The organism is Comamonas testosteroni (assembly GCF_030505195.1).
Classification (GTDB): domain Bacteria; phylum Pseudomonadota; class Gammaproteobacteria; order Burkholderiales; family Burkholderiaceae_C; genus Comamonas; species Comamonas testosteroni_G.
Genome location: NZ_CP129672.1, coordinates 3,328,648 through 3,351,825, shown reverse-complemented (window position 1 = coordinate 3,351,825; position 23,178 = coordinate 3,328,648). Strand labels below are relative to the sequence as shown.

General features: G+C 59.7%; 22 protein-coding genes. 6 read left to right on the top strand and 16 right to left on the bottom strand.

What is annotated here, in order from left to right; translation table 11 throughout:
- The 3 genes from QYQ99_RS15440 to glyQ form a co-directional block, all read right to left on the bottom strand.
- Complete coding sequence (locus QYQ99_RS15440; RefSeq protein ID WP_302088975.1) at positions 1–1,230, bottom strand: oligosaccharide flippase family protein; 1,230 nt, start codon at positions 1,228–1,230, stop codon at positions 1–3.
- Positions 1,231–1,280: 50 nt separating this feature from the next.
- Entirely contained in the window at positions 1,281–3,389 is a 2,109-nt protein-coding gene (gene glyS / locus QYQ99_RS15435) for a glycine--tRNA ligase subunit beta (RefSeq protein ID WP_302088974.1), read from the bottom strand.
- Positions 3,390–3,486: 97 nt separating this feature from the next.
- Positions 3,487–4,425, bottom strand: a complete 939-nt coding sequence (gene glyQ / locus QYQ99_RS15430; protein WP_087863825.1) for a glycine--tRNA ligase subunit alpha — start codon at positions 4,423–4,425, stop codon at positions 3,487–3,489.
- Positions 4,426–4,815: 390 nt separating this feature from the next.
- Between glyQ and QYQ99_RS15425 the strand changes: the two genes are divergently transcribed.
- From QYQ99_RS15425 to QYQ99_RS15415, 3 genes are all read left to right on the top strand, one after another.
- On the top strand, positions 4,816–5,928 hold the full coding sequence (locus QYQ99_RS15425) for an SPFH and helix-turn-helix domain-containing protein (protein WP_302088973.1): 1,113 nt from the start codon (positions 4,816–4,818) through the stop codon (positions 5,926–5,928).
- Positions 5,929–5,957: 29 nt separating this feature from the next.
- Entirely contained in the window at positions 5,958–6,341 is a 384-nt protein-coding gene (locus tag QYQ99_RS15420) for a bleomycin resistance protein (RefSeq protein ID WP_302088972.1), read from the top strand.
- A gap of 88 nt (positions 6,342–6,429) precedes the next feature.
- Complete coding sequence (locus QYQ99_RS15415; protein ID WP_302088971.1) at positions 6,430–7,524, top strand: TFIIB-type zinc ribbon-containing protein; 1,095 nt, start codon at positions 6,430–6,432, stop codon at positions 7,522–7,524.
- Between the two features lie 106 nt (positions 7,525–7,630).
- On the opposite strand, the gene QYQ99_RS15410 is transcribed toward QYQ99_RS15415, so the two are convergent.
- The 4 genes from QYQ99_RS15410 to QYQ99_RS15395 all read right to left on the bottom strand — a co-directional run bounded on the left by QYQ99_RS15410 (position 7,631) and on the right by QYQ99_RS15395 (position 12,929).
- Positions 7,631–8,746 (bottom strand): TIGR03364 family FAD-dependent oxidoreductase, encoded by a 1,116-nt coding sequence (locus tag QYQ99_RS15410; RefSeq protein ID WP_302088970.1) that lies wholly within the window; start codon positions 8,744–8,746, stop codon positions 7,631–7,633.
- A gap of 97 nt (positions 8,747–8,843) precedes the next feature.
- Positions 8,844–10,607 carry a putative 2-aminoethylphosphonate ABC transporter permease subunit gene (locus QYQ99_RS15405; RefSeq protein WP_302088969.1) on the bottom strand — a complete coding sequence of 588 codons (1,764 nt, stop codon included), beginning with the start codon at positions 10,605–10,607 and terminating at the stop codon, positions 8,844–8,846.
- A 2-nt stretch (positions 10,608–10,609) separates the two neighbouring features.
- On the bottom strand, positions 10,610–11,686 hold the full coding sequence (locus QYQ99_RS15400) for an ABC transporter ATP-binding protein (RefSeq protein WP_302088968.1): 1,077 nt from the start codon (positions 11,684–11,686) through the stop codon (positions 10,610–10,612).
- 193 nt (positions 11,687–11,879) lie between these two features.
- The gene (locus tag QYQ99_RS15395; protein WP_302088966.1) at positions 11,880–12,929 is read right to left on the bottom strand and encodes a putative 2-aminoethylphosphonate ABC transporter substrate-binding protein; all 1,050 of its coding nucleotides are present in this window, start codon (positions 12,927–12,929) and stop codon (positions 11,880–11,882) included.
- Between the two features lie 346 nt (positions 12,930–13,275).
- On the opposite strand from QYQ99_RS15395, the gene QYQ99_RS15390 reads away from it, so the two are divergent.
- Complete coding sequence (locus QYQ99_RS15390; RefSeq protein ID WP_302088965.1) at positions 13,276–14,142, top strand: LysR substrate-binding domain-containing protein; 867 nt, start codon at positions 13,276–13,278, stop codon at positions 14,140–14,142.
- Here the strand turns inward: QYQ99_RS15390 and rfbC are convergent.
- The 5 genes from rfbC to QYQ99_RS15365 all read right to left on the bottom strand — a co-directional run bounded on the left by rfbC (position 14,139) and on the right by QYQ99_RS15365 (position 18,450).
- Positions 14,139–14,690, bottom strand: a complete 552-nt coding sequence (gene rfbC, locus QYQ99_RS15385) for a dTDP-4-dehydrorhamnose 3,5-epimerase (RefSeq protein ID WP_302088964.1) — start codon at positions 14,688–14,690, stop codon at positions 14,139–14,141. The two genes, QYQ99_RS15390 and rfbC, sit on opposite strands and share 4 nt — an antisense overlap.
- The gene (gene rfbA / locus QYQ99_RS15380) at positions 14,687–15,574 is read right to left on the bottom strand and encodes a glucose-1-phosphate thymidylyltransferase RfbA (RefSeq protein ID WP_302088963.1); all 888 of its coding nucleotides are present in this window, start codon (positions 15,572–15,574) and stop codon (positions 14,687–14,689) included. The genes rfbC and rfbA overlap by 4 nt, the downstream gene beginning before the upstream one ends.
- 63 nt (positions 15,575–15,637) lie before the next feature.
- Complete coding sequence (gene rfbD, locus QYQ99_RS15375) at positions 15,638–16,543, bottom strand: dTDP-4-dehydrorhamnose reductase (protein ID WP_302088962.1); 906 nt, start codon at positions 16,541–16,543, stop codon at positions 15,638–15,640.
- Positions 16,540–17,610, bottom strand: a complete 1,071-nt coding sequence (gene rfbB, locus QYQ99_RS15370) for a dTDP-glucose 4,6-dehydratase (RefSeq protein WP_302088961.1) — start codon at positions 17,608–17,610, stop codon at positions 16,540–16,542. The genes rfbD and rfbB overlap by 4 nt, the downstream gene beginning before the upstream one ends.
- A gap of 66 nt (positions 17,611–17,676) precedes the next feature.
- On the bottom strand, positions 17,677–18,450 hold the full coding sequence (locus QYQ99_RS15365; protein ID WP_302088959.1) for a type III pantothenate kinase: 774 nt from the start codon (positions 18,448–18,450) through the stop codon (positions 17,677–17,679).
- A 170-nt stretch (positions 18,451–18,620) separates the two neighbouring features.
- On the opposite strand from QYQ99_RS15365, the gene lysM reads away from it, so the two are divergent.
- A complete protein-coding gene (gene lysM, locus QYQ99_RS15360) occupies positions 18,621–19,091 on the top strand; it encodes a peptidoglycan-binding protein LysM (RefSeq protein WP_302088958.1) in 471 nt (156 codons plus the stop codon).
- Between the two features lie 81 nt (positions 19,092–19,172).
- Positions 19,173–20,183, top strand: coding sequence for a UDP-glucose 4-epimerase GalE (gene galE / locus QYQ99_RS15355; RefSeq protein ID WP_302088957.1), 1,011 nt, complete (start codon positions 19,173–19,175; stop codon positions 20,181–20,183).
- A 24-nt stretch (positions 20,184–20,207) separates the two neighbouring features.
- Here galE and QYQ99_RS15350 read toward each other — a convergent pair whose 3' ends face one another.
- The 4 genes from QYQ99_RS15350 to QYQ99_RS15335 form a co-directional block, all read right to left on the bottom strand.
- Positions 20,208–20,624, bottom strand: a complete 417-nt coding sequence (locus QYQ99_RS15350; protein ID WP_003068022.1) for a rhodanese-like domain-containing protein — start codon at positions 20,622–20,624, stop codon at positions 20,208–20,210.
- 26 nt (positions 20,625–20,650) lie between these two features.
- A complete protein-coding gene (locus QYQ99_RS15345; protein WP_302088956.1) occupies positions 20,651–21,643 on the bottom strand; it encodes a M48 family metallopeptidase in 993 nt (330 codons plus the stop codon).
- A 13-nt stretch (positions 21,644–21,656) separates the two neighbouring features.
- On the bottom strand, positions 21,657–22,397 hold the full coding sequence (locus QYQ99_RS15340) for a lysophospholipid acyltransferase family protein (protein ID WP_302088954.1): 741 nt from the start codon (positions 22,395–22,397) through the stop codon (positions 21,657–21,659).
- A 131-nt stretch (positions 22,398–22,528) separates the two neighbouring features.
- Complete coding sequence (locus tag QYQ99_RS15335; RefSeq protein ID WP_302088953.1) at positions 22,529–23,116, bottom strand: D-glycero-alpha-D-manno-heptose-1,7-bisphosphate 7-phosphatase; 588 nt, start codon at positions 23,114–23,116, stop codon at positions 22,529–22,531.
- Positions 23,117–23,178: the final 62 nt, after the last annotated feature.

Below are 23,178 nucleotides of genomic sequence, written 5' to 3'. Positions count from 1 at the left end.
TTACTGCAATTTATAAAATCTAATCCTAATCAAGAAATAAATTCCTATCAATAGGCATGGAATATATCCCAAAATCATTGATATCGGGCCGGCAAAAGCCCCATATTTTTCCCCTTCAAAATTAAGGAACAATATTGAAACCAGCAAAGAAACTCCCCACTTCAGGAAAACGACCCACCCGTTCTTCATTTTATTAAAAATAACGTTTATGCATTCATCCAAAAAACACAGCAGCAAAGGCGCCATGAATGCATAAATATAAGGCACGGCCGCAACATAATTTGAGCCAAAAATTATGCGAACAACACTCTCCGAAAGAAAAGAAACAAATACAACAATCATCCCATACAACGCAATCACAAAAAAAGTAATTTTAAAAAAATTTCTATATAGCAAATTTACATTACTTTGAGAATATATAAATTTCGGAGCCAAAACAATAACTGATATTGACCCTAGTACCATCAGATTATCATAAATCATTGCCGCAGCAGAATAGAATGAGAATTCTTGAGCCCCAATATAATTCTCAATAAAAACCCGATCTATCTTTTTAAAGGCGTACATCGACAGCACAGCAAGTCCAAAAGGGAAGGATTTTTTTAGCAATTCGACGGCAATTTTTTTATCAAAAATAAAAATTGAAAACTTATTTACTTTTAGAAAAAATAAAAATATAAAGCCGTAAACCAAAAATCCATCAAGCATCAATACTGTCAAGTAATACTTGTAATCGTAAACATCAAAAAAATACAGAAATCCAATGACGGATATCTTTATACAATTTGATATTATTATTAGAGTAGAGTATGTAGAATTTTTTGATTTAGCTTGGAACCAAGCTATTGCGATGGAAAAAGCCTCTTTAAATAATATTGGAATCCCCAAAACAGCAAAATAATTTATACCAACTCTTTCTCTCCAGAAAACTATAAATGCGATAAAGGCAATCGTTCCAAAAAGAAGTCTTATCCAGAAGGCTGTTGCGATTATTATATTTTCTGAAAAATTATCGTCACACTCAACGATTCTCGGAACGATTACTTCTGCTCCGCAGAAAAAAGATATGGCCATAAAAATGGCCACTATCGATAATGCATACTGAAATGAGCCAAAAAGATCTGTTCCCAAACTTCTAGCCAAAATACCGCTAACAAAGACTCCTGCGCCAATGGTGAGCAGTCTTTCAATATTAAGAACAATAAAATTTCTAAGAATAATTTTATTCATAAAAAATATTTGCCTTGATCTTTATCATCAAGGCAAATATCCCGCTCAAATTATAGAACTGAAATTCTCGCTACCTTATTCATCAGTACATATAATTTTCGAAGTAGAAAAATTCTGTTATTTTTCTGCTCCTTATCGTCAGAATTAACCATTACATTTGCAAAGAAATCATCAACAAAAGGACGCAATGAAGATAGCAACACCAAGCTTTGGTCGTATTCACCCTCTTTGAATTTACTAATCACCTCAGGCTCACATCTATCAATCGCCTGAAAGAGATTAATTTCAGACTCTTCAACAAGAAGCTCTCTCCTGACATCGGAATACTGAGATATCTCCGATTTCTTAAGAATATTCTCGACACGCTTGTTGGCCGCAGCCAGGGCTGGAGCCTCGGGCAGGGTCGCAAAGGCGCGCACGGCTTCCAGGCGCTTTTGCACGTCGGACAGGCGCTGGGGCTGCAGGGCCAGCACGGCTTCCACTTCCTGGGCGCTGTAGCCTTGCTCGCGGAACATATTGGCCAGGCGGTCGTAGATGAACTCGACCAGCTGAGGCGTGGCGTCCTGGATCTTGTCGCCAAAGGCGGGCAAGGTGCTGACCAGCAGGGTTTCCAGATCCAGCTCCAGATCCTTTTCGACCAGCATGCGGATCACGCCCAGCGCATGGCGGCGCAGGGCGAAGGGATCGCGGTCGCCCGTGGGCAGGTTGCCGATACCGAACATGCCGACCAGGGTTTCGAGCTTGTCGGCCAGGGCCACGATCACGCCCACATCGCCGCGCGGCAGTTCGTCGCCGGCAAAGCGCGGCTTGTAGTGATCTTCGATGGCATCGGCCACGGCCACATCCAGGCCGTCGTTCTGGGCGTAGTAGCGCCCCATGATGCCTTGCAGCTCGGGGAACTCGCCCACCATGTCGGTGACCAGATCGGTCTTGGCCAGCATGGCGGCCTGATCGGCCAGACGACCCAGCTCGGAGTTGCCCAGCTGCTGGGCAATGCTCTTGGCGATGGCGCGTACGCGGGCGATGCGCTCGCCCTGCGTGCCCAGCTTGTTGTGATAGACGACCTTGTCCAGCTGCTCGACGCGGCTGGCCAGGGTCTTTTTGCGGTCCTGGTCGAAGAAGAACTTGGCGTCGGCCAGACGGGGGCGCACCACACGCTCGTTGCCGCCGACCACGGCCGAAGCGTCCTGAGGCTGGATGTTGCTGACGATCAGGAACTGATGGGTCAGCTTGCCATTGGCGTCCAGCAGCGGAAAGTACTTCTGATTGGCCTTCATGGTCAGAATCAGGCATTCCTGGGGCACGGCCAGGAATTCTTTCTCGAATTCGCAGACCAGCACATTGGGGCGCTCTACCAGGGCCGTCACCTCGTCCAGCAGGGCCGGGTCGTCGATGGGGCGCACGTCGCCACCAATGCGTTCGGCAGCCGCCTGCAGTTGGCGGGCGATATCGGCACGGCGCTCGGTAAAGCCGGCGATCACGGCGCCCTCTTCGCGCAGTTGCTCGGCATAGCTGTCGGCGTTCTGGATGACCACGGGGTCCACAGCGGCTTCAAAGCGGTGGCCATGCGTGGCGGCACCGGCCGTCAGGCCCAGGGCCTTCACGCCGATCAGCACCTGGGTGCCATGCAGCACAACCAGGCCGTGGGCCGGGCGCACAAAGTGCACGCTGGTCCAGCCGTCCTGCAACTGGTAGCGCATGACCTTGGGAATGGGCAGCTTGGCCAGTGCTTCGTCCAGCGCCTTTTGGACGCCATCGGTCAGCAGCACGCCCTTGGCAGTGGATTCGTAGAACAGGGCTTCGGCCTTGCCTTCGCCCTGGCGCTTCAGAGCGGCCACGGCGGATTCGTCGGCCCCCAGGGCCGCCAGCTTTTTGAGCAGTGCCGCCGTGGGCTTGCCCTCGGCATCCAGCGCCACGGAGACAGGCATCAGCTTTTGCGAGACAGCCTTGTCTTCGGCCTGAGGCAGCACTTCGGTGATGTGCACGGCCAGACGGCGGGGCGAGGCGTAGGCGGTCAGGCGCGACTCGGTCGAGGCCAGCAGTCCCTGGACCTTGAGCTGCTCGAAGATGACGGCGGCAAAAGCGTCACCCAGCCTTTGCAGCGCCTTGGGCGGCAGCTCTTCGACAAACAGTTCAACCAGTAGATTCGATGCGTTCATGATGATTTTGATAGCAGCCAGCGCTTGCTATATAAAGGCTGGCTGCTGATATTTTGGAATATGGGACGGCGGTAGCGTGAAAGCGGCTCAGGCAGGTTCAAGCGGCCTTCTTCGCTGCCTGTTCTGCAGCCTTGGCCAGCTCGGCCAGCACCTCGTCGGCATGGGCCTTGGGCGCCATGGGGAAGCCCAGGCGCGCGCGGCTGTCCAGATAGCTCTTGCCCACGGCGCGGGCCAGGTTGCGGATACGGCCGATATAGGCAGCGCGCTCGGTCACCGAGATGGCGCCACGGGCGTCCAGCAGGTTGAAGGTATGGGCAGCCTTGAGCACCTGCTCGTAGGCGGGCAGCGCCAGCTGGGCGTCGATCAGCTGATTGGCCGAGCCTTCGTGGGCCGCAAAGGCGCTGAACAGGAACTCGGCATTCGAGTGCTCGAAGTTGTAAGTGGACTGCTCCACTTCGTTCTGGTGGAACACGTCGCCATAGGACAGGCCGTCGGTATAGACCAGGTCGTATACCGATTCCTTGCCCTGCAGATACATGGCCAGACGCTCCAGCCCGTAGGTGATCTCGCCGGTGGCGGGCTTGCAGTCGATGCCTGCGACCTGCTGGAAATACGTGAACTGGGTCACTTCCATGCCGTTGAGCCAGACTTCCCAGCCCAGACCCCAGGCACCCAGCGTGGGGTTCTCCCAGTCGTCCTCGACAAAGCGGATGTCGTTCTTCTTCAGATCGAAGCCCAGGGCTTCGAGCGAGCCCAGATACAGCTCCAGGATGTTGTCGGGCGCAGGCTTCAGAACAACCTGGAACTGGTAGTAGTGCTGCAGGCGGTTGGGGTTCTCGCCATAGCGGCCGTCCTTGGGGCGGCGGCTGGGCTGCACATAGGCGGCCTTCCAGGGCTCGGGGCCGATGGCGCGCAGAAAGGTCGCGGTGTGCGAGGTACCGGCGCCGACTTCCATGTCATAGGGCTGGAGCAATGCACAGCCCTGTTCGGCCCAGTAGGACTGCAGTTTCAGAATGATTTGTTGGAAGGTCAGCATGACTTGTATACGTTCGCGCGTCAGCAATCACTGGCGATTGCGGGCGGCATCTTCATTAAGAGGTGTTCTGAGCGGTATCGACCGCATAAGCGGTAGATTCTAAGTCTGTGCCACTGATCACGGACGTAGTCTGTCTGCGCGGCCCCACAGCGGGCATTTTCACGAAGGGGCTCCAGCTGGTGATTTCAAAATGTGAAAAACAAAACGCTAGCACTTACCACTCATGAATAGGAAGATGCAGCATCAATTGACATTGAAACTCTTGAATAGCGAGCGCAGTGCGCTCACTTTTTAACAATTTCCGCGCAACGGCCATGCATCCCGGAGCCGGCTGCTGCGGTTTGCCTCCTAGAATGATTCCTTTCCCGTCATCCTCTTTCGGAGCACGTCATGGATTTCATGAAAATCATCACCAAGCAACTGATCGAAATCATCGAATGGACCGATGATTCGCGTGACACGCTGTCGTATCGCTGGCCTGATGAAGACAAGGAAATCAAGAACGGCGCCCAGCTCATCGTGCGTGAGTCGCAGCAGGTGCAGTTCGTCTCCGAAGGCCAGTTTGCAGACCTGTTCAACCCGGGCCGCCATCTGCTGACCACGCAGAACATCCCGGTTCTGTCCACACTGCGCGGCTGGAAGTACGGCTTCAACTCCCCCTTCAAGTGCGATGTCTACTACATCAACACGCGCTTGTTCACGGGCAACAAATGGGGCACCTCCAACCCCATCATGATGCGCGACAAGGACTTTGGCGTGATCCGTCTGCGCGCCTTCGGTACCTATGACTTCCGCATCACCAACGCCGCCCTGTTCCTCAAGGAAGTGGCGGGCACGGACCAGAACTTCCGCATCGACGAGTTTGCCGACACCATGCGCTCGCGCATTGTCAGCATCTTCTCCGAAGCCCTGGCCAAGGCCCAGGTGCCGGCACTCGATGTGGCCCAGCGCTACAGCGAGCTGGGCGACGCGCTGCTGCAGCTCATCAACCCCGCCGTCAGCGAAAAATACGGCCTGGAGATCACCAGTTTCCTGCTGGAAAACGTTTCCGTGCCGCCCGAGGTGGAGCAGGCCATCGACAAGCGCTCCAGCATGGGCGCCATCGGCAACCTCAACGACTATGTGAAATACCAGATGGGCCAGGCCATGGCCAACGGCGGCGAAGGCGCTGCCGCAGCCACCATTCCGGCCACCATGGCCATGGGCTTTGGCATGGCCCAGGAAATGATGAAGGGCATGCAGGGCGGCGGCGGCGCTGCAGGCGGCCCGGGCGCTGCTGTGGCAGACCCCTTTTCGCCGGCCGCGGCCCAAGCCGCCCAGACGCCTGCCGCCCCGGCTGCCGCCGGCCTGCAGGTGCTGACCCCCGCCCAGGCGGCCCAGGTGCTGGGCGTGGCCGAGGCAGATGTGCTGGCCGAAATCCAGGCTGGCAACCTCAAGGCCCGCCAGATCGGCAGCCAGTGGCGCATCGCCCAGGCTGCGCTGGACGAGTTCCTGCGCGGCTGATCCGCAACCCATGGCATCGGGTGCACGTCATGAGTGAACACAAACCGGTTTTCATCAGCACCACTCCGGTGCTGGCATCGCTGGACATGGCGCGCACCGTGGCTTTCTACGCCCGCGTGCTGGGCGCCAGAACCGTCCACGTCCAGCCCGGCGAGTACGCCATCGTCTCGCTGGGTGGACTGGAGCTGCACTTCTGGGCCTGCCAGGACCCGGAGATTCCCAGGCAGACCAGCTGCCGCATCCAGGTGGCGGGAATTGCCGCCCTGCATGCGCAGTGTCTGGCCGAGAATGCGGTTCACCCCAACGGCGGTCTGCGCCAGCAGCCCTGGGGCACCCAGGAATTCAGCCTTCTCGACGAGGATGGCAACTGCGTGACCTTCTACGAAACTCATCCAGCCGCTGCTGCCGCCTGAACCCGTTTTTGCCGTGGCCACACCCGCTTCTTCCTCTCGCTCTTCCGGATCTGCATTCACCCCTGCCTCCGAGACGGCGCCCCCCTCCATGGTGGGCAAGCATGTCTGCCCCGAATGTGGTGGCAATCTGGAGTGGAATGCCAAGGCCCAGTCGCTCAGATGCCCTTACTGCGGCACCGTCGTTCCCTGGAGCGGGCAGACGCAGCCCGAGCTGGGACGCGCGGTGGTGGAGCAGGATCTGGCCGAGGCCTTGCGCAACCCGGCCAGCGGTCGCGGCTGGGGCTCGGACGAGCGCTACGAGGTGCAGTGCCAGAACTGCCGCGCCATCTCGGTATTTCTCGGCAAGCACGTGGCCCAGCGCTGCGACTTCTGCGGCTCGCCGGCCATCGTCGCCCATGAAGAGCGAAGCGACGCCATCACGCCGCAGAGCATTCTGCCGTTCAAGATCAGCGACGGCCAGATTCGCGACAAGATCCGCCAGTGGTATGGCAGCCGCTGGTTTGCGCCCAGCAAGCTCAAGAGCGCCGCGCTGACGGACACGCTGCACGGTGTCTATCTGCCCTACTGGACCTTTGACGCCCACGCCAGCGCACAGTGGTCGGCAGAGGCCGGCTATTACTACTACACCACCGAGTCCTATCGCGACGGCAACGGCAATCTGCAGACCCGCCAGGTCCAGCATGTGCGCTGGGAGCCGACATCGGGCAGCTTGCAGCATTTCTTCGACGATGAGCTGGTGCCCGGCACCGTGGGCGTGCAAGCTCATCTGCTGCGCCAGGTGGAGCCCTTCCCGACCACCACCGACCTCAAGCCCTACAGCCCGGAGTTCGTGCGCGGCTGGACGGTGGAGCGCTACCAGGTGGACCTCTCCAAGGCCGCCAGGATCAACGAGGAAGATATGGACAGCCAGCTGCGCAGCATGTGCTCGCGTGAGGTGCCGGGCGACACGCAGCGCAATCTGCAGGTCCAGCGCCAGTACTCGGGCCGCAGCTTCAAGCACACGCTGGTGCCGGTCTGGCTGGTCGGCTACACCTATGGCAGCAAGACCTACCAGATCGTGGCCAATGGCTATACCGGCCAGATTGCGGGCGAGCGACCTTACAGCTGGGTCAAGATCATGTTTGCCGTGCTGGCCGTGATCTTGCTGCTGGTGCTGATTGCGCCGCTGTTTGTGCAGCAGTGACGCTCATGCATTGATAGCTGCTAGCGCTGAATAGATCTCGATATTGATTTCATTCACCCGACATTCGAGAACTGACAAGCGCTAGCAGCTATTCAATCCGTAGCAACTACCAAGCTTTCCATACCTCTTCAGCCAGACCAAACGCCGTGCTCGCGCCCGAGCCGCTGGTCACCGCCACCACGCGTGTCGCGGCATCGGGCGCTTTGACCAAACAAGGGGCTTCGGCACTGGAGGGGTAGATGCCCGTCCAGCGCTCCACGACCTGGGCCTTGTCGATATGCAGCGCCTCGTGCATGTGGCGCAGCATGAGCTGGTCGACGGCTTCGCTGGCAAAAGGCTGGGGGGCGCTGGCGTAGTGGTGCGAATCGCCCACCACGAGCGAGCCGTCGGCGCTTTGCACGGCAATCAGGTGGATGCCGTGCTTCAGGCTTTGCGCCTCCTCAAGCTCCAGCTGAGCGCGCAGCGCAGCGGCTTCGGGCAGCGCGCTATAGCCCTCGTAGCGCTCCAGGCTCAGATCCCCCATGACCGATCCTTCGAGCTTGAAGCCTGCTTGCGGCTTGATGCGCAGCATCTGCAACTGGCACAGCTGCACTTTGTGGTCAGTCCATTCGCTGGCGAACAGCCCGCCCGGATCGGCGTTGTTGCAGACCACCACACGTTCGGCATGGTAAATACCTCGCGAGGTGGTGACGCGCGGCGTTGCCACTTCGGTCACGCTTTCGCTATAGGCGAAATCCACTCCAAGCGCCTGCTGCAGCCACAGGGCCAGTTGCGGGATGGCGGTGCGCGACTCCACGCGCAGCTCATGCGGGCTGTAGAGCACGGATTGCAGCCCTTGGGTGCGCAGCGCCGGATGGCGTGCTGCGGCCTGGGCTGGCTTCAGCAGCTCACAACCTGCGCCCATCTCGGTGTGCATGAATGCCTCAAGCACAGCAGCAGCAGCAGGACGGCGCGCCGTCAGCCACAGGCCGGAATGCAGGACATCGATACCGGCCTTGGGGGCAATATCGGCCCAGACGTCGCGTGAGCGCATGGCGCGCCGCCAATGGGCACCGGCTCGCTGGCCGGTGATGGTGACAAAGCCGAAGTTGCGAATCGAGGCGCCCAGGCAGGCACCGTCGCGCTCTATCACCAGCACAGAGCGGCCGTGCGCGGCAGCGGTATAGGCATGCGCCAGGCCGACAATGCCGGCGCCGACGACGATCAGATCGTAGTTTTTCATAGCGTTACAGGAAAAGCAGACAAGCCCAATCCCTGCCGCAGCGCCATGGCGATGCAGCGAGAGACATGCAGGGAATCAAGTGGTGAGGACAAAGCCCTCAGCGCTGGCGCCAGTGCTGGGTACGCCGCTGCAGCCAGGCATCGAGCAGCGCAATCAGCAGGCGACCAGCGGCTGCGGTCGCAAAGATCAGCGTGGCCATGGCGGCGGCGGGAGCGGTATCGCCCGCATCATCCATGGCCAGCACGGCCACCGAGGCCAGTGTGGTTTCGGGCGAATACAAAAAGACCACTGCCGACACCGTGGTCATGGCATTCAAGAAGAAGTAGCCCGCCACCTGCATCACCGCAGGCAGGCACACCGGCAGGTGCACGCGCCACAGCAGCGTCCAGAACGGCACGCCCATGGAGTCAGCCACGCGTTCGTATTCGGCGTCCAGCTGCTGCAAGGCAGTGAGCTGGGTGATGTGCGCCACCGAGAAGAAATGCGCCACCGAGCACAGCACCAGAATGCCCATGGAGCCGTACAGAAAGTGCAGTGGATTGCTGCCCGAATTGAAGAACAGGATATAGCCCAGACCCAGCGCCAGCCCCGGCACCGCCATGGGCAGCGTGGCCACCGCGTGCAGCCACTGGCGAGCGCGGCCCCAGCCCGTGGGCCTGGCCACCAGATAGGCACTCAGAAAGCTCAGCAGCGCGCCGGTTGCCGCCGTGGCCACGGCCATGGTCAGCGAGTTGGCGTAACTGGCCCAGCCGCCGCCATCCATCAGGTCGAACTGGTAGTGCTTGAAGCTCAGGCTCAGGTTGTAGGGCCAGAAGCTGACCAGGGATGCCAGCACGGCCACTCCCATCACCGCCAACAGCGCCAAAGCCATCAGGCTGCAATACACCAGCAGCGCACGGTCAAGCGGCGCACAGGGCTGCGGCACCAGAGGCACGGCCCGCACGCTCATGGCAGCGGCCTGCCGGGCACGCAAATGGCGCTCGGCCGCAAAGGCCAGACCCGCAGGCACCAGCAGCAGCATGGCCACCACGGCTCCCATGGACAGGTTTTGCTGGCCAATCACCTGCTTGTAGATATCGGTGGCCAGCATCTGCGTGTTGCCGCCAATCACCTTGGGCACACCAAAGTCGGTGACCACCAGGACGAACACCACGATCCAGGCAATCATCAGTCCATAACGGCTGGCGGGCAGCGTGACTTGGCAGAAGCTGCGCCAGCGGCCTGCGCCCAGTGTGGCGGCGGCCTCATACAAGCGTGCATCGCCCGAGGCCAGCGTGGTGCACAGAATCATCAGCGCATGCGGGAACGTCCACAGCACCGAGCCAATGATGATGCCAAACGGGCCGTAGGCCGTGCCCCCCGCCAACCAGCTCTTGAGCAGACCCTGGGCGCCAAAAAGATAGATCAGGCTGATGGCCATGAGCAGCGACGGTGCCAGCAGAGGCACCAGTGCGATGGCGCGAAAGAGCCGGGCCAGCGGCATGCAGCTGCGCATCACGCCATAGGCATAGCCATAGGCCAGGGCCACACACAAAGTGCTGCTGATGGCCGACAGCCACAGGCTGTTGAACAGCGACTGGCCTACGCCCGGCGTTTGCGCGTAGGCGAGGTACTGGGTCAGGCCCGAGAAATTGCCATCGGCCGACACAAAGCTGCGTCCCAGCAGTGCTCCCACGGGCAATGCAATGGCCGCCAGCAGTACGCCCAGCAGGCCCAGCACCAGCGCGCCCACCAGCCACAGCTTTTCCCAATGGAAAAAGCGCGTTTGCCGTGGCGCTGCAGGGCCGGAGCCTTGCTGCTGGCGTGATGCCGCTGCGGGCGCGTAGCTCCCCACGGGCAGCGCAGAAGAAGAGGCATCCATGCTCATACCGCCTTTCGCAGAATCTCGGGCGCTGCCAGCGACTGCAGCGCAGCAGCCGGCAACTCCACCAGCACCTCGCCCTGCAACCAGTCGGGCAGGCGCGCGTCATGGCGCAGCGGCCATTGCACATCAATCCGGCATTGCAGCGTGGGGCTGAACACGCGCACCAACACCAGCGAGCCCAGGAACGAGGTCTCCACCACCCGCGCCCGGAACAGATTGGGCAGTGCTGCGGGCTGGGCCGGGTGCAGCACCACGCTCTCGGGCCTCACGCCCACCAGCAAGGCATCACCGGCCTCAAAGCCGGCAGTGCAGCATTCAAGCCGCCCCTCACCCACGCGCACCGCATCGCCCGACTCGGCCACGGCGGGCAGCAAATTCATGCGCCCCACAAAGCCGGCCGCAAAATGGCTGACGGGTCGGGCATAAAGCTGCTCGGGCGAGCCCTGCTGCTCGATACGGCCCTGGTGCATCAGAACCACGCGGTCGGCCATGGAAAGCGCTTCTTCCTGGTCATGCGTGACCATCACGCAGGCAATGCCCAGCTGGCGCTGCAACTGGCGGATTTCGCTGCGCAGCTCGGTGCGTACCTGGGCATCGAGTGCGGACAGCGGCTCGTCCAGCAACAGCAGGCGCGGGCGCGGCGCCAGTGCGCGGGCCAGCGCAATGCGCTGCTGCTGGCCGCCCGACAACTGCGCCGGATAGCGCTGCGCCTGCGCGCCCAGGCCTACCAGAGCCAGCATCTCCTGCACCCGGGCCCGCACTTGCGCCGCAGGCTGGCCCTTGAGGCCGAAAGCCACATTCTGGGCCGCCGTCAGGTTAGGGAACAGTGCGTAGCTCTGGAACACCACACCAAAGCCCCGGCGCGCGGCAGGCCAGCGCGTGATGTTGTCCCCCTGAAACAGAATGCGACCCGCGTCGGCCTGCTCGATGCCGCACAGAATGCGCAGCAGCGTGGTCTTGCCGCAGCCCGAAGGGCCCAGCAGGCTGACGAACTCGCCGCTATCCACTGCCAGGTCGATGCCGCGCAGCACCGGCGTTTCCTTGTACTGCTTGGCAATATGGTCTATGCGCAGCATGTATCTCTTTCAACGTGCAAAAACGGACGGCCTACTATTTCCACCAGAGCGCATACCGGTCGATACCGGCGCGCCCCAACCCAGAGACACCGCGCAAGGGCCGCCCCGCAGCGAGGGCAGTGTCCCCCTCCAGCGCGCAGCGCCAGAGAGGGGGAAGGCGCGGCGCCGCCAAGGCGAAGCGCCTCAGGGGGTGTTACTTCTTCTCCGCCTTGGCCTCGTAGCGGCGGCTCCATTCGGAAAGAATGCGATCGCGATTGGCCGCGGCCCAGTTGAAGTCGTTTCTGGCCAGGCGCTTTTCCAGGTCGGCCGGAATGAACTCGTGTTTTTCCTGGGCCTCAGGCAGAGCCAGTACGGCGAAGTTGGCCGCGTAGAGCTTGTTGGCATCGGGCGTCACCGCCCAGTCGGCCAGGGCCTTGGCAGCCTCCTGCTTTTTGCTGGCCTTCAAGATGGCTGTGGCCTCCACATCCCAGCCCAGGCCTTCCCTGGGAAAGACGATGTCTATGGGCGCCCCGTCCTTCTTGGTCTTGTTGGCCCGGTACTCAAAGCTCAGGCCCACGGGAAACTCGCCCGCGCCGGCCTGGCGGCAGGGCTTGGAGCCACTGTGCGTGTAGACGCCGATGTTCTGGTGCAGCGCATCCATATAGGCCCAGCCCTTGTCCTCGCCCATCATCTGCAGCCAGGCGGCCACCATCAGATAACCGGTGCCGCTGGACGCGGGGTGGGGCATGGTGATCGCGCCCTTGAATTCGGGCCTGGTCAGGTCGGCCCAGCTGGCAGGCGTGGGCAGCTTGCGTTTTTCGCCTTCCACGGTGTTGAAGCAGACGGCGGACGACCACAGATCCATGCCCACCCAGGTCGGCGTGGCTGCCGCATCGCGCATGGTGGAGCGCACCTTGGTCAGGTTCCTGGGCGCATAGGGCTGCAGCATGCCTTGCTTGTCCAGCAGCATCAGCGAGGTGGCGGCCACGCCCCAGATCACATCGGCCTGGGGATTGGCTTTTTCGGCCAGCAAGCGTGCAGTGATGATGCCCGTGCTGTCGCGCACAAACTTCAGCTCGATGTCGGGATTGGCTTTTTCAAAAGCCGCCTTGTAGGCCTTGATCTGGTCGGCCTCCAGGGCCGAATACACGAGCAGATCGGTCCTGGCGTGGACCGCGGAAGTGAGGCCCAGCAAGGCCGTGGCAACTGCGGCAAAGGCGATCAAGGTGAAGCGGCGAGTGGCGGGTGCAAAAGCGTGGCGCATGGATAACAGTCCCTTGGATTGATCGTTGCCGCCCGACCAACGCGATCATTTGCGGCATGAGGGAACTGTAGAAACTCACTGTGAAACGCTGGTGTCATAGAACTGAAATCTGCCAAGGATGTCATCAGCAAACTTTGTAGTCATCGCGCCGCGCCAGCGTTGGCCGTCGAAATGCTATCAAATCAGAAGCATATTGCGCTTTACCTGACTCATATTTATATACAAAACCATATAAAAACCTTATTAAATATTCGCAAGAAGCTATTGAAATCAAAGCAACGCTTGCACATTGCCGTTCGCAGCGTTCATGGTGAAATCCGGGCACCGCTTTCTTGAAGACCTTGTCATGTTTGCCACACAGCTCAAATCCTTCTTCTGGGTCGCCCGCCTCGGCAGCATCACGCAGGCAGCGCGCCAGCTGGGGCTGAGCCAGCCCACGGTCACGGCGCAGATCAAGGCCTTGGAGGAGCTGTATGAGGTCGAGCTGTTCACGCGCCAGAGCGGAAGGCTGGCCATCACCGATGCGGGCCTGAAGCTGCTGCCGGAAATAGAGAAGCTGCTGCTGCAGTCGGCCCAGATCGAATCGGCACTGCGCCAGTCAGGCCATGTCAACCAGGGCCAACTGCGCATAGGCGCAACAGCGCCCTACTATGTGCTGGACATCGTCAAGCGCTATCAGCAGCAATATGCGCAGGTGGAGGTGAGCATCGTCAATGGCAATTCGCGCCAGATGATTCAGGCGCTGGCCGAGTACCAGGTGGATCTGGCGACCTCTTCGCACCTGGACACCGACCCGCGTCTGCTGCGCCTGGAGCTGGGGCGCGACCCGCTGGCCCTGGTCGTGCACCGGCAGCATGCGCTGGCCGGGCAGAAGTCCGTAGCCATCAAGGATCTGGCAAAGAACACGCTGATCCTGCGCGAGCGCGGCTCCATGACCCGGCAGATGACCGAGCAGATGCTGGAAACCGCCCAGGTCAGCCCGCACCGGATTCTGGAAATTGCCAGCCGCGAATCCATACGCGAAGCCGTAATACGCCAGATGGGCATCAGCATTTTTGCGCGGCACGAAGCATCGGCCCATCCGGACCTCGTCGTTCTGGATCTGGAAGGCGAGGTCCCCTGTCTTCCCGAATACCTGTACTGCCTGCGAGAGCGGCGCGATGCGCAGCTGATTCAGCCATTTCTGCAGATGGCCGAATCAAGAAAGAACTAATCGAACAGTTCGGCCTGCTTGAATGCCGGCTGATTCCTATCCTTTTCGGACAGGGAAAAAGCGGTATCGAGCTGTGGCCACGCAATAGCGATGTCGGGGTCGTTCCAAAGCAGGCCCCGATCCGACTCCGGCGCGTAGTAGGCCGTGGTCTTATACACAAGGTCTGCGATGTCACTGAGCACCACAAAGCCATGGGCAAAGCCCGGCGGAATCCAGAGCTGGTGGTGATTCTCGGCACTCAGCTCCGCCCCCACCCATTGACCAAAAGTGGGCGAGCTGCGGCGAATATCCACCGCCACGTCAAACACAGCACCGGAGATCACACGCACCAGCTTGCCCTGGGCATGGGGCGGCAGCTGATAGTGCAGCCCGCGCAGCACGCCCTTGCCACTGCGACTGTGGTTGTCCTGAATGAACGCGTGGTTCGTGCCCGTGGCCTGGTTGAAGAGATCCTGGCGAAAGCTTTCCGCGAAAAGTCCCCGTTCATCCCGATGAATCGTAGGTTTGAACAGCTTGATCTCGGGGATCGCAGTCGAAACCACCTTCATCGCGTTCCAGCCTCCAGACATTGCATCAGATACCGTCCATAGCCGTTCTTGAGCAACGGCCTTGCCAGCTCGGCGAGCTGAGTGGCGTCAATCCAGCCAGCACGAAATGCGATTTCTTCAGGGCACGCAACCTTCAACCCCTGACGCTGCTCAAGGGTTGCAATGAATTGGCCTGCCTCCAGCAGACTGTCATGGGTGCCAGTGTCGAGCCAGGCATAGCCTCGCCCCATCAGCTTTACATTGAGCTGGCCTCTTTCCAGATAAATACGATTGATGTCTGTGATTTCCAACTCGCCTCTGCCAGAAGGCTTGAGAGTCTTTGCAATCTCGACCACTTGCGAATCGTAGAAATACAGCCCTGTCACTGCGTAATTGGATTTTGGTTCGACCGGTTTTTCCTCTATCGAGAGCACCTGCCCTTGCTGGTCAAATTCCACCACCCCGTAGCGACTGGGATCCTGCACATGATAGGCAAACACCGTCGCTCCATCCTGAGTCTGATTGGCAACTTTGACCAAGGTCTGCAGATCATGGCCGTGGAAAATATTGTCTCCAAGCACCAACGCGCAAGAGGCACCACTCAGGAAAGACTCGGCAATCAAAAAGGCCTGCGCCAAACCATCAGGGCTCGGCTGCACCGCATATTCAAGCTCAAGCCCCCATTGCAGCCCATCACCCAACAGCTGCTGAAAGCGCGGCGTATCCTGCGGCGTGCTGATGATCAAGATGTCCCGGATGCCCGCCAGCATCAGCGTGCTCAACGGGTAGTAGATCATCGGCTTGTCGTAGATCGGCAGCAGCTGTTTGCTGATGGCCAGAGTGGCGGGGTGCAGGCGGGTGCCGGAGCCACCAGCCAAAATGATGCCTTTGCGCTGTGTCGTCATGATGAATCAATGGATGGCTTCAAACGCTTTACGGATAAGCACTTGAAGCGAATTATTGGAAGATTACAGAATCTCGCGCAGCATGCGCTCCACGCCTTGCTGCCATGGGGGCAGATGCAGTTGCATGGCCGCTTGCAGCTTTTGCGTATCCAGACGCGAGTTCAAGGGCCGTACAGCCGGTGTCGGGAAGGCCGTGGTCGGCACGGCGGCAATGCTTTTCGCCTTCCAGTCCAGATCCGGACGCAGGCGCTGTGCGTGCTCAATCACATGGCTGGCATAGGCATGCCAGTTGGTTTCCCCTGCCGCGACCAGATGGTAGAGACCGCCATCGCCTTCATGGGCGCTCATATGGCGCACGGCATGGGCCGTGACATCGGCGATCAGATCGGCTCCGGTCGGCGCGCCCCATTGATCGTTGATCACGCTGAGCGCTTCACGCTCCTGCGCCAGGCGCAGCATGGTCTTGGCAAAGTTGCCGCCACGCGCGGCATAGACCCAGCTGGTGCGAAAAATCAGATGGCGGCAATGCGTGGCCGCAATCCGCTGCTCACCCTCCAGCTTGGTGCGGCCATAGACCGATAGCGGCCCCGTCGCATCCCCCTCTTTGCGTGCCGCACTGCCAGAGCCGTCGAAGACATAGTCGCTGCTGTAGTGCACCAGCAAGGCGCGCAGGTTTTTGGCTTCGAGCGCCATGACTTCGGGCGCCTCGGCGTTCAGGTGCCAAGCCAGATCCGGCTCGCTCTCGGCCTTGTCCACTGCCGTATGCGCTGCGGCATTGACGATCACATCCGGGCGCACGCTGCGAATGGTCTGCGCCAGTGTCTGCAGATCAGCGATATCGCCGCACAGGCCATTTCCATCCACATTCACGCTCTGGCGATCCAGCGCAATCACCTCGCCCAAAGGGGCGAGACTGCGCTGCAGCTCCCAGCCGACCTGACCGTTCTTGCCCAGCAAGAGCAGCTTCATGCCGAAGCCTCTGCGGTGTACTGCTTTTGCACCCAGTCACGGTAGGCGCCCGACTGCACATGGGCCACCCACTCGGGGTTGGCCAGATACCACTGCACGGTCTTGCGAATGCCGGTTTCGAACGTCTCGGCAGGCTTCCAGCCCAGCTCGCGTTCCAGCTTGCGTGCATCGATCGCATAGCGGCGATCATGGCCGGGACGGTCGGTCACATAGGTGATCTGCTCGGCATAGGTCTTGCCGTCGGCGCGCGGGCGCAACTCGTCGAGCAAGCTGCACACGGTCTTGACGATATCGATATTGGCCTTCTCGTTCCAGCCGCCCACGTTATAGGTCTCGCCCAGCTGGCCGGCCTCCAGCACTCGGCGAATGGCGCTGCAATGGTCGCGCACATACAGCCAGTCACGCACCTGCATGCCGTCGCCGTAGATGGGCAGCGGCTTGCCTGCCAGCGCATTGACAATGACCAGCGGGATCAGCTTTTCCGGAAAATGCAGCGGGCCGTAGTTGTTGCTGCAGTTGGTCGTCAGCACCGGCAGGCCGTAGGTGTGATGCCAGGCGCGCACCAGATGGTCCGAAGCTGCCTTGCTGGCCGAGTACGGGCTGCTGGGCTCGTAATTGTGCTCTTCGGTAAACGCGGGGTCCGTGGGCGCCAGCGCGCCATAGACCTCGTCGGTGGAGACATGCAAAAAGCGAAAGCGGAGCTTGGCCTCGCCCTCCAGGCCATTCCAATAGCCACGCACCGCCTCCAGCAAGCGGAAAGTGCCCACCACATTGGTCTGGATGAAATCCTCGGGGCCATGAATGGAGCGATCCACATGCGACTCTGCCGCAAAATTCACCACCGCGCGAGGCTGGTGCTGCGCCAGCAATTGCGCCAGCTTGGCACTGTCGCCGATATCGGCCTGCACAAACACATGGCGGGCATCGCCCTTCAAGCTAGCCAGATTCTCCAGATTGCCCGCATAGGTCAGCTTGTCGATATTGACCACAGGCTCATTCACATGTGCCAGCCAGTCGAGAACAAAGTTGGCGCCGATAAAGCCTGCACCGCCGGTTACAAAAATCATAGAGAGCTGCCTCTAAATTTCAGTGATAGCGATAAGACCCAACCCACAGCCATCAGGCCTGTGCACTCAGCCCCAGCGCTTTTCAGCCATCACCAGCAGGCCATCAAAGATCAGGTTGTTGATCAGCTCAAAAGGCCTGGTCATGCTGGGAGACATTTTCCAGCCAGCACCACCCGCCATGATGCACATGGGCTCTGCGCCGCAGTGTTCTGCCAGATGCTGGTACATGCGCTCCACGGCACCCGCAATGGCATAGGTGCCGCCGCTGGTCAGTGCATCGCTGGTGTTCTTGGGAAAGCATCTGACTTCACCGGTCGGCACATGCAGGCCCGCAGTACCGCCCTCCAGGGCCCTGAGCATGATGCCATGCCCGGGAATGATCAGTCCGCCAAGAAAATGGCCTTGCGCATCCATGGCATCGACCGTCACTGCGGTGCCCACCATAACCGTGATCAACGGCCTGGCCTCGCCCAATTGCAACATGTGGTGACGTGCACCAATCATGGCCACCCAGCGGTCCGCACCCAGCCTGGACGGGTGGTCATAGCCATTGGTCACCCCTGCTTCTGCGATGGACGGAACTACCCATTGAGGCTCGAGATTCCATCCCAGCATGAGTTCGATCTGCTCGTGCACCCTGCGCCTTGCCGTCTCGCCGGCAACCACGCAGCCCAGCATGCGCTCGGGAGCTGGCAGCCCCGCCCAGGCACCTTCTGCCAGACGCTCTATATGCTCCAGGAACTCCGCTCCATGGGCCAGCAAGGCAGCACCAGGGCGATGATCTTCATACATGGCCCACTTCAAACGGGTGTTGCCAATGTCTATGGCCAAAAATGTCATGCGGCGCATTATCAGCACTTTTCTCTGTGACAGACAGCCGCTTGTCACATTCATTACAAGCGGGCAGGAAATTGTCAAAGAAAGCGCTCAGTCCATATCCTGCAAGGAATCATTTCGATTTCCCGTTAAAGTGAACCGCTTTCTTCCACTACTTTTGAGGAGTCGAAACCATGGGTCTGTTCAGTTTCATCAAGGAAGCCGGAGAAAAACTGTTTGGCGGCAGCGACGCACATGCGGAGGCACCGGCCGAAGACTTGAATGCCAAGGCGGCTCAAGCGATCGCCAGCTATATCAACACTCAAAATCTCGGCGTATCCGATCTGCAGGTTCAATTCGATGGCTCTCAAGGCAAGGTAACGGTCAACGGCACGGCTGCCACTCAGGCTGTCAAGGAAAAAGTGACGCTGTGCTGCGGTAATGTGGCCAATGTCCAGTCCGTGGACAACCTGATGACGGTCACCAACCCCGAGCCAGAAGCCCAGTACCATGATGTGGTGCGCGGCGACACCCTGTCGGCCATCTCCAAGAAGTACTATGGCGACGCCAACAAGTACAACGTGATTTTCGAGGCCAACAAGCCCATGCTCAGCAACCCGGACAGGATCTATCCCGGCCAGAAGCTGCGTATCCCGGCGCTGTAAATACGGCTCTGTAAATACAGTTACGCATAAAGCGCTCCGAGGAGCGCTTTTATCATTCGTGACAAAGCTAGACTGCAGCTTATGAAAACTCTGCTCACAGGCGGCGCCGGCTATATCGGCAGCCATACCGTCATCGAACTGATCAGTCACGGCCATGACGTCGTGATTTTCGACAACTTCAGCAACAGCCATCCTGAAGCTGTTCGCCGTGTGGAGAAGATCACAGGACGCACCATCCCCGTGATCAATGGCGATGTCCGCGATCAAGCTGCGCTTGAGCAGGCCTTGCGCGAGCATGGCATTGACAGCGTCATGCACTTTGCGGGCAAGAAGGCTGTAGGCGAGTCTTCCGCACAGCCAGTTGACTACTACGACAACAATGTCAACGGAACCCTTGTTTTACTGCGGGCGATGCAAAGTCTGGCGATACACAAGCTTGTCTTCAGCTCGTCCGCCACCGTCTACGGGACACCCCAATACCTGCCCTATGACGAAAAACACCCCACAGCGGCAATGAACCCCTATGGGCGAACCAAGCTCATGGCTGAAGAAATCCTCACCGACGTGGCGCACTCGGACTCCCATTGGAGCATTGCCGTTCTGCGTTACTTCAATCCCATCGGAGCGCATCCAAGTGGCCTGATTGGCGAAGACCCGGCAAATATTCCCAATAACCTTCTACCCTACATCGCACAAGTTGCAGTGGGAAGGCGCGACAAGCTGCAGATTTTTGGCGGCGACTACAACACACCGGATGGCACGGGAGTTCGCGACTATCTACATGTCGTGGATCTTGCCCGCGGACATGTCATGGCCTTGGAAAAGCTCCAGCCTGGGGTCATGACCCTTAATTTAGGCACAGGCAAGGGCTTGAGCGTGCTGGATGTTCTACACGCCTTCGAGAAGGCCAGCGGCAAGACGATTCCCTACAGCATTACCGAGCGACGCCCGGGAGACCTGCCAAGCTATTACGCCAACCCCGACCACGCCCTGAAAACCCTAGGCTGGCAAGCCGAGCATGATCTGGACACCATGTGCGCCGACACTTGGCGCTGGCAAAGCCGGAACCCCAACGGCTATCGTTCAGCCTAGAAGCAGCAGGCCAAGCCCTGCGCTTTACTGATGCCAGGGCAGGCCGCGCTTGCGCCAGCCTCCCAACTGGCCTCGTTGGCCGTTGGCGTCAACGTCACCTTCAAAACCTTCAAGAATGTTGTAGGCCTCGATTCCCAGGCCCGCAGCACGCTGGGCCGCCGCAACAGAACGCACACCGCTGCGGCATAGCAGCACCACTTTCTTGCCTTCGGGCACCGCTGCTCGCAGCTCGGCGTCAAAGTTCTGGTTGGCAGCCATGCCGGGCCACTGCTTCCAGGCCACGGCAACAGCGCCTGGCACCTTGCCCACCCACTCGCGCTCGGCATCGGTGCGCACATCGACCAGAACCGCTTCACCGGCCTGCAACCATTGCCAGGCCAACTCCGCCGGCACATCGCCGGCATAGCCGGCAGCAGGTTGGATTTGGGTTGTATTGCTCATCTCATTCCTCGTCTCGGTCATTGCCGCTATTCCCAAACCGGCAGAGGCCTGTCTCTCAGGGCTCTGCGCAAGTGCTTCCAGTCAGGCAGCACCTGAGCCACCACAGCCCAGAACTGCGGGCTGTGATCCATATGATGCAGGTGGGCGAGCTCATGCACCACCACATAGTCGATGATTTGCGGGCCGTGCTGCATCAACCGCCAGTTCAGACGAATGATCCCGCTGCTGTTGGCGCTGCCCCAGCGCGTGCTGGCACTTGTCAGGCGCAGCGCATTCCAGCGCACGCCCATGAGTGCGGCAAAGTGCAGCATGCGGGCCGTGAAATAGCTGCGTGCCTCGCGCAGTATCCAGGCCTGAACGGCAGCGCGCACCTGGGCTGCCGGTGCCTGCGGCGACAGGGGAAGATGCAGGCTTTGCGACCCATCGCTCCCCTGCTCTCGATGCGTCTGGCGAGTAGCCAACGCAGGTGATGCCCCTCCTGTCAGCCGCAAGGTCATGGGCTGCCCCAGATAGTCCAGCACGCCTCCGTCCTGCCAGAGAATGCGCGCTTCCTGCTTGATCTGCTGTCGCTGTCCGGCTTCCTGCAGCTTGCGCACAATCCAGCCGGCCTTGGTCTGCAGCGCTGACTCGATCTCGGGCATGGCCACCCATTGCGGAGCGGTGACTTCAAGCCCTTGCTGCCCTACGCTGAAGCCGATGCTGCGGCGCGCCGAACGGCGCAGCAGATACGCCACCTCACACCCTTGCAAGCGGGCGCTGTGGCTGGCTTCCGGATGCACCAGAAGTACGGGCTCTGCAGGCAGCTCATCCTCTTCAGAATCAATAGCACCCACCGAGATAATGACGGGCGCTACAGGCTTACTATTCTCAAATTCCAGCTCGGATTGATCCAAACGCCGTTCAATGGCTTCAGGGCCGCTGCGCCAGCGCTTGCGCGGCACCAACCCACCCTGCCCATCCCCCACCACAGGCGGCACCAGCCATTGCCAAGCTTGCTGCAAGCTATCGCCTGTGGACATGGGCAGTTTTGCCTTATTTGCGGTAGGCCTCGGGGTCCAGGCGCTGCATTTCGGACTCGATCCAGGCCTCGACCTCGACCATCAGCTCGTCATGCTTGCGGCCCACCGAAGAAATGGGCTTGCCTATGGAAACATCCACCACGCCGGGCTTTTTGATGAAGGCCTTGCGCGGCCAGCACTTGGCCGAGGTAATAGCGATGGGTACCACGGGCGCACCCGTCATGATGGCCAGACGGGTGGCGCCGCTCTTGTACTCGCCCACTTCTCCGCGATTCACACGTGTACCCTCGGGAAACATGATGACCCAGATGCCTTGATCGAGCAGGCGCTTGCCTTGCTCCACCACCTTGTGAAAGGCGCGCGAGCGCTGGGCTCGGTCGATGTGAATCATGTCCAGCGCACCGATGGACCAACCGAAAAATGGCACCTTCAGCAGCTCCTTCTTGAACACATAGGCCAACGGGCGCGGCATGATGGCAGGCATGAGAAAGGTCTCGTAGGTGGACTGGTGCTTGACCAGCAGCACCACCCCCTGATTCGGGTCCACAGGCAGGTTCTCCATGCCCTGCACCTGATACCGGACCCCCATGATCACGCGGGCGCTGTCCACCGAGAGCTTCAGCCAGGCGCGGGCAGCGCGGTATGCCTTGGCCGACGAACCGCTGGTCCACTTGGCCAGCAGCACCGCGAAAGTGTAGGGAATGACGGTAATAGCCATCCACAACATGTGGAGGACGGAGCGAATCAGAGACATGACAGCAATCGAATGACGTGAGCACAGACCTGAAGCCTGGCCCGTTGATTTGGCACGGTTATCAACAAGAAACATAGCAGCTTGCGCTGCTCTTTCAAGCAGTTGAGTCTATTTTGACCTGAAACCCGAGCTCAATGCGGGGCAGGCGCCGAATCCGGGGGGTGAGCATTCTCATCCCCTCCCAGCGGCAACAGCATATTCACCACGGCCTCCAGATCTGGATAGCGCTCGCTGCCTTCAGGCAGGACGGCATCGCTGCTGCACTCGGGCCTGGCAGTGGACTCCACGAACACCAGATGAGCGCCCAGAGCCTTGCCCGCCTGCAAATGCTCGACACCGCTGCCAATGGCCCAGATTTCACCGCCTTCCGCACCGTAGCGATCGGCAATCTGCTCGAACAGCGCTACGCCTGGTTTACGGCACTGGCAGTCTTCATCAGGAGCGTGCGGACAAAAAAACACTGCTTCCACCCGCGCGCCGACGGCGGCCATCTCCCGGTGCATCTTGGCGTGCACGGCGTTGAGCTCGATCACATCGAACAGCCCGCGACCCAGCCCAGGTTGATTGGTGGCGACCACCACATGCCAGCCGGCACGGTTCAGGCGCGAAACTGCCTCCAGCGCGCTGGGGACTGCTACCCATTCATCGGGCCGGCCAATGAAGCCTTGAGCTCCCCACTGGTTCAGGGTGCCATCACGGTCAAGAATTGCGATCTTCATGGGGGAGACGGTAGTCGACGATAGAAAAAAGCCCGCTTACCTCAAGGCCAAGCGGGCTCGCG

Bases quoted from the DNA above. Each gene is read 5' to 3' on its own strand.
- QYQ99_RS15440 (WP_302088975.1), bottom strand. From the start codon at position 1,230: ATGAATAAAATTATTCTTAGAAATTTTATTGTTCTTAATATTGAAAGA.
- glyS (WP_302088974.1), bottom strand. From the start codon at position 3,389: ATGAACGCATCGAATCTACTGGTTGAACTGTTTGTCGAAGAGCTGCCG.
- glyQ (WP_087863825.1), bottom strand. From the start codon at position 4,425: ATGCTGACCTTCCAACAAATCATTCTGAAACTGCAGTCCTACTGGGCC.
- QYQ99_RS15425 (WP_302088973.1), top strand. From the start codon at position 4,816: ATGGATTTCATGAAAATCATCACCAAGCAACTGATCGAAATCATCGAA.
- QYQ99_RS15420 (WP_302088972.1), top strand. From the start codon at position 5,958: ATGAGTGAACACAAACCGGTTTTCATCAGCACCACTCCGGTGCTGGCA.
- QYQ99_RS15415 (WP_302088971.1), top strand. From the start codon at position 6,430: ATGGTGGGCAAGCATGTCTGCCCCGAATGTGGTGGCAATCTGGAGTGG.
- QYQ99_RS15410 (WP_302088970.1), bottom strand. From the start codon at position 8,746: ATGAAAAACTACGATCTGATCGTCGTCGGCGCCGGCATTGTCGGCCTG.
- QYQ99_RS15405 (WP_302088969.1), bottom strand. From the start codon at position 10,607: ATGGATGCCTCTTCTTCTGCGCTGCCCGTGGGGAGCTACGCGCCCGCA.
- QYQ99_RS15400 (WP_302088968.1), bottom strand. From the start codon at position 11,686: ATGCTGCGCATAGACCATATTGCCAAGCAGTACAAGGAAACGCCGGTG.
- QYQ99_RS15395 (WP_302088966.1), bottom strand. From the start codon at position 12,929: ATGCGCCACGCTTTTGCACCCGCCACTCGCCGCTTCACCTTGATCGCC.
- QYQ99_RS15390 (WP_302088965.1), top strand. From the start codon at position 13,276: ATGTTTGCCACACAGCTCAAATCCTTCTTCTGGGTCGCCCGCCTCGGC.
- rfbC (WP_302088964.1), bottom strand. From the start codon at position 14,690: ATGAAGGTGGTTTCGACTGCGATCCCCGAGATCAAGCTGTTCAAACCT.
- rfbA (WP_302088963.1), bottom strand. From the start codon at position 15,574: ATGACGACACAGCGCAAAGGCATCATTTTGGCTGGTGGCTCCGGCACC.
- rfbD (WP_302088962.1), bottom strand. From the start codon at position 16,543: ATGAAGCTGCTCTTGCTGGGCAAGAACGGTCAGGTCGGCTGGGAGCTG.
- rfbB (WP_302088961.1), bottom strand. From the start codon at position 17,610: ATGATTTTTGTAACCGGCGGTGCAGGCTTTATCGGCGCCAACTTTGTT.
- QYQ99_RS15365 (WP_302088959.1), bottom strand. From the start codon at position 18,450: ATGACATTTTTGGCCATAGACATTGGCAACACCCGTTTGAAGTGGGCC.
- lysM (WP_302088958.1), top strand. From the start codon at position 18,621: ATGGGTCTGTTCAGTTTCATCAAGGAAGCCGGAGAAAAACTGTTTGGC.
- galE (WP_302088957.1), top strand. From the start codon at position 19,173: ATGAAAACTCTGCTCACAGGCGGCGCCGGCTATATCGGCAGCCATACC.
- QYQ99_RS15350 (WP_003068022.1), bottom strand. From the start codon at position 20,624: ATGAGCAATACAACCCAAATCCAACCTGCTGCCGGCTATGCCGGCGAT.
- QYQ99_RS15345 (WP_302088956.1), bottom strand. From the start codon at position 21,643: ATGTCCACAGGCGATAGCTTGCAGCAAGCTTGGCAATGGCTGGTGCCG.
- QYQ99_RS15340 (WP_302088954.1), bottom strand. From the start codon at position 22,397: ATGTCTCTGATTCGCTCCGTCCTCCACATGTTGTGGATGGCTATTACC.
- QYQ99_RS15335 (WP_302088953.1), bottom strand. From the start codon at position 23,116: ATGAAGATCGCAATTCTTGACCGTGATGGCACCCTGAACCAGTGGGGA.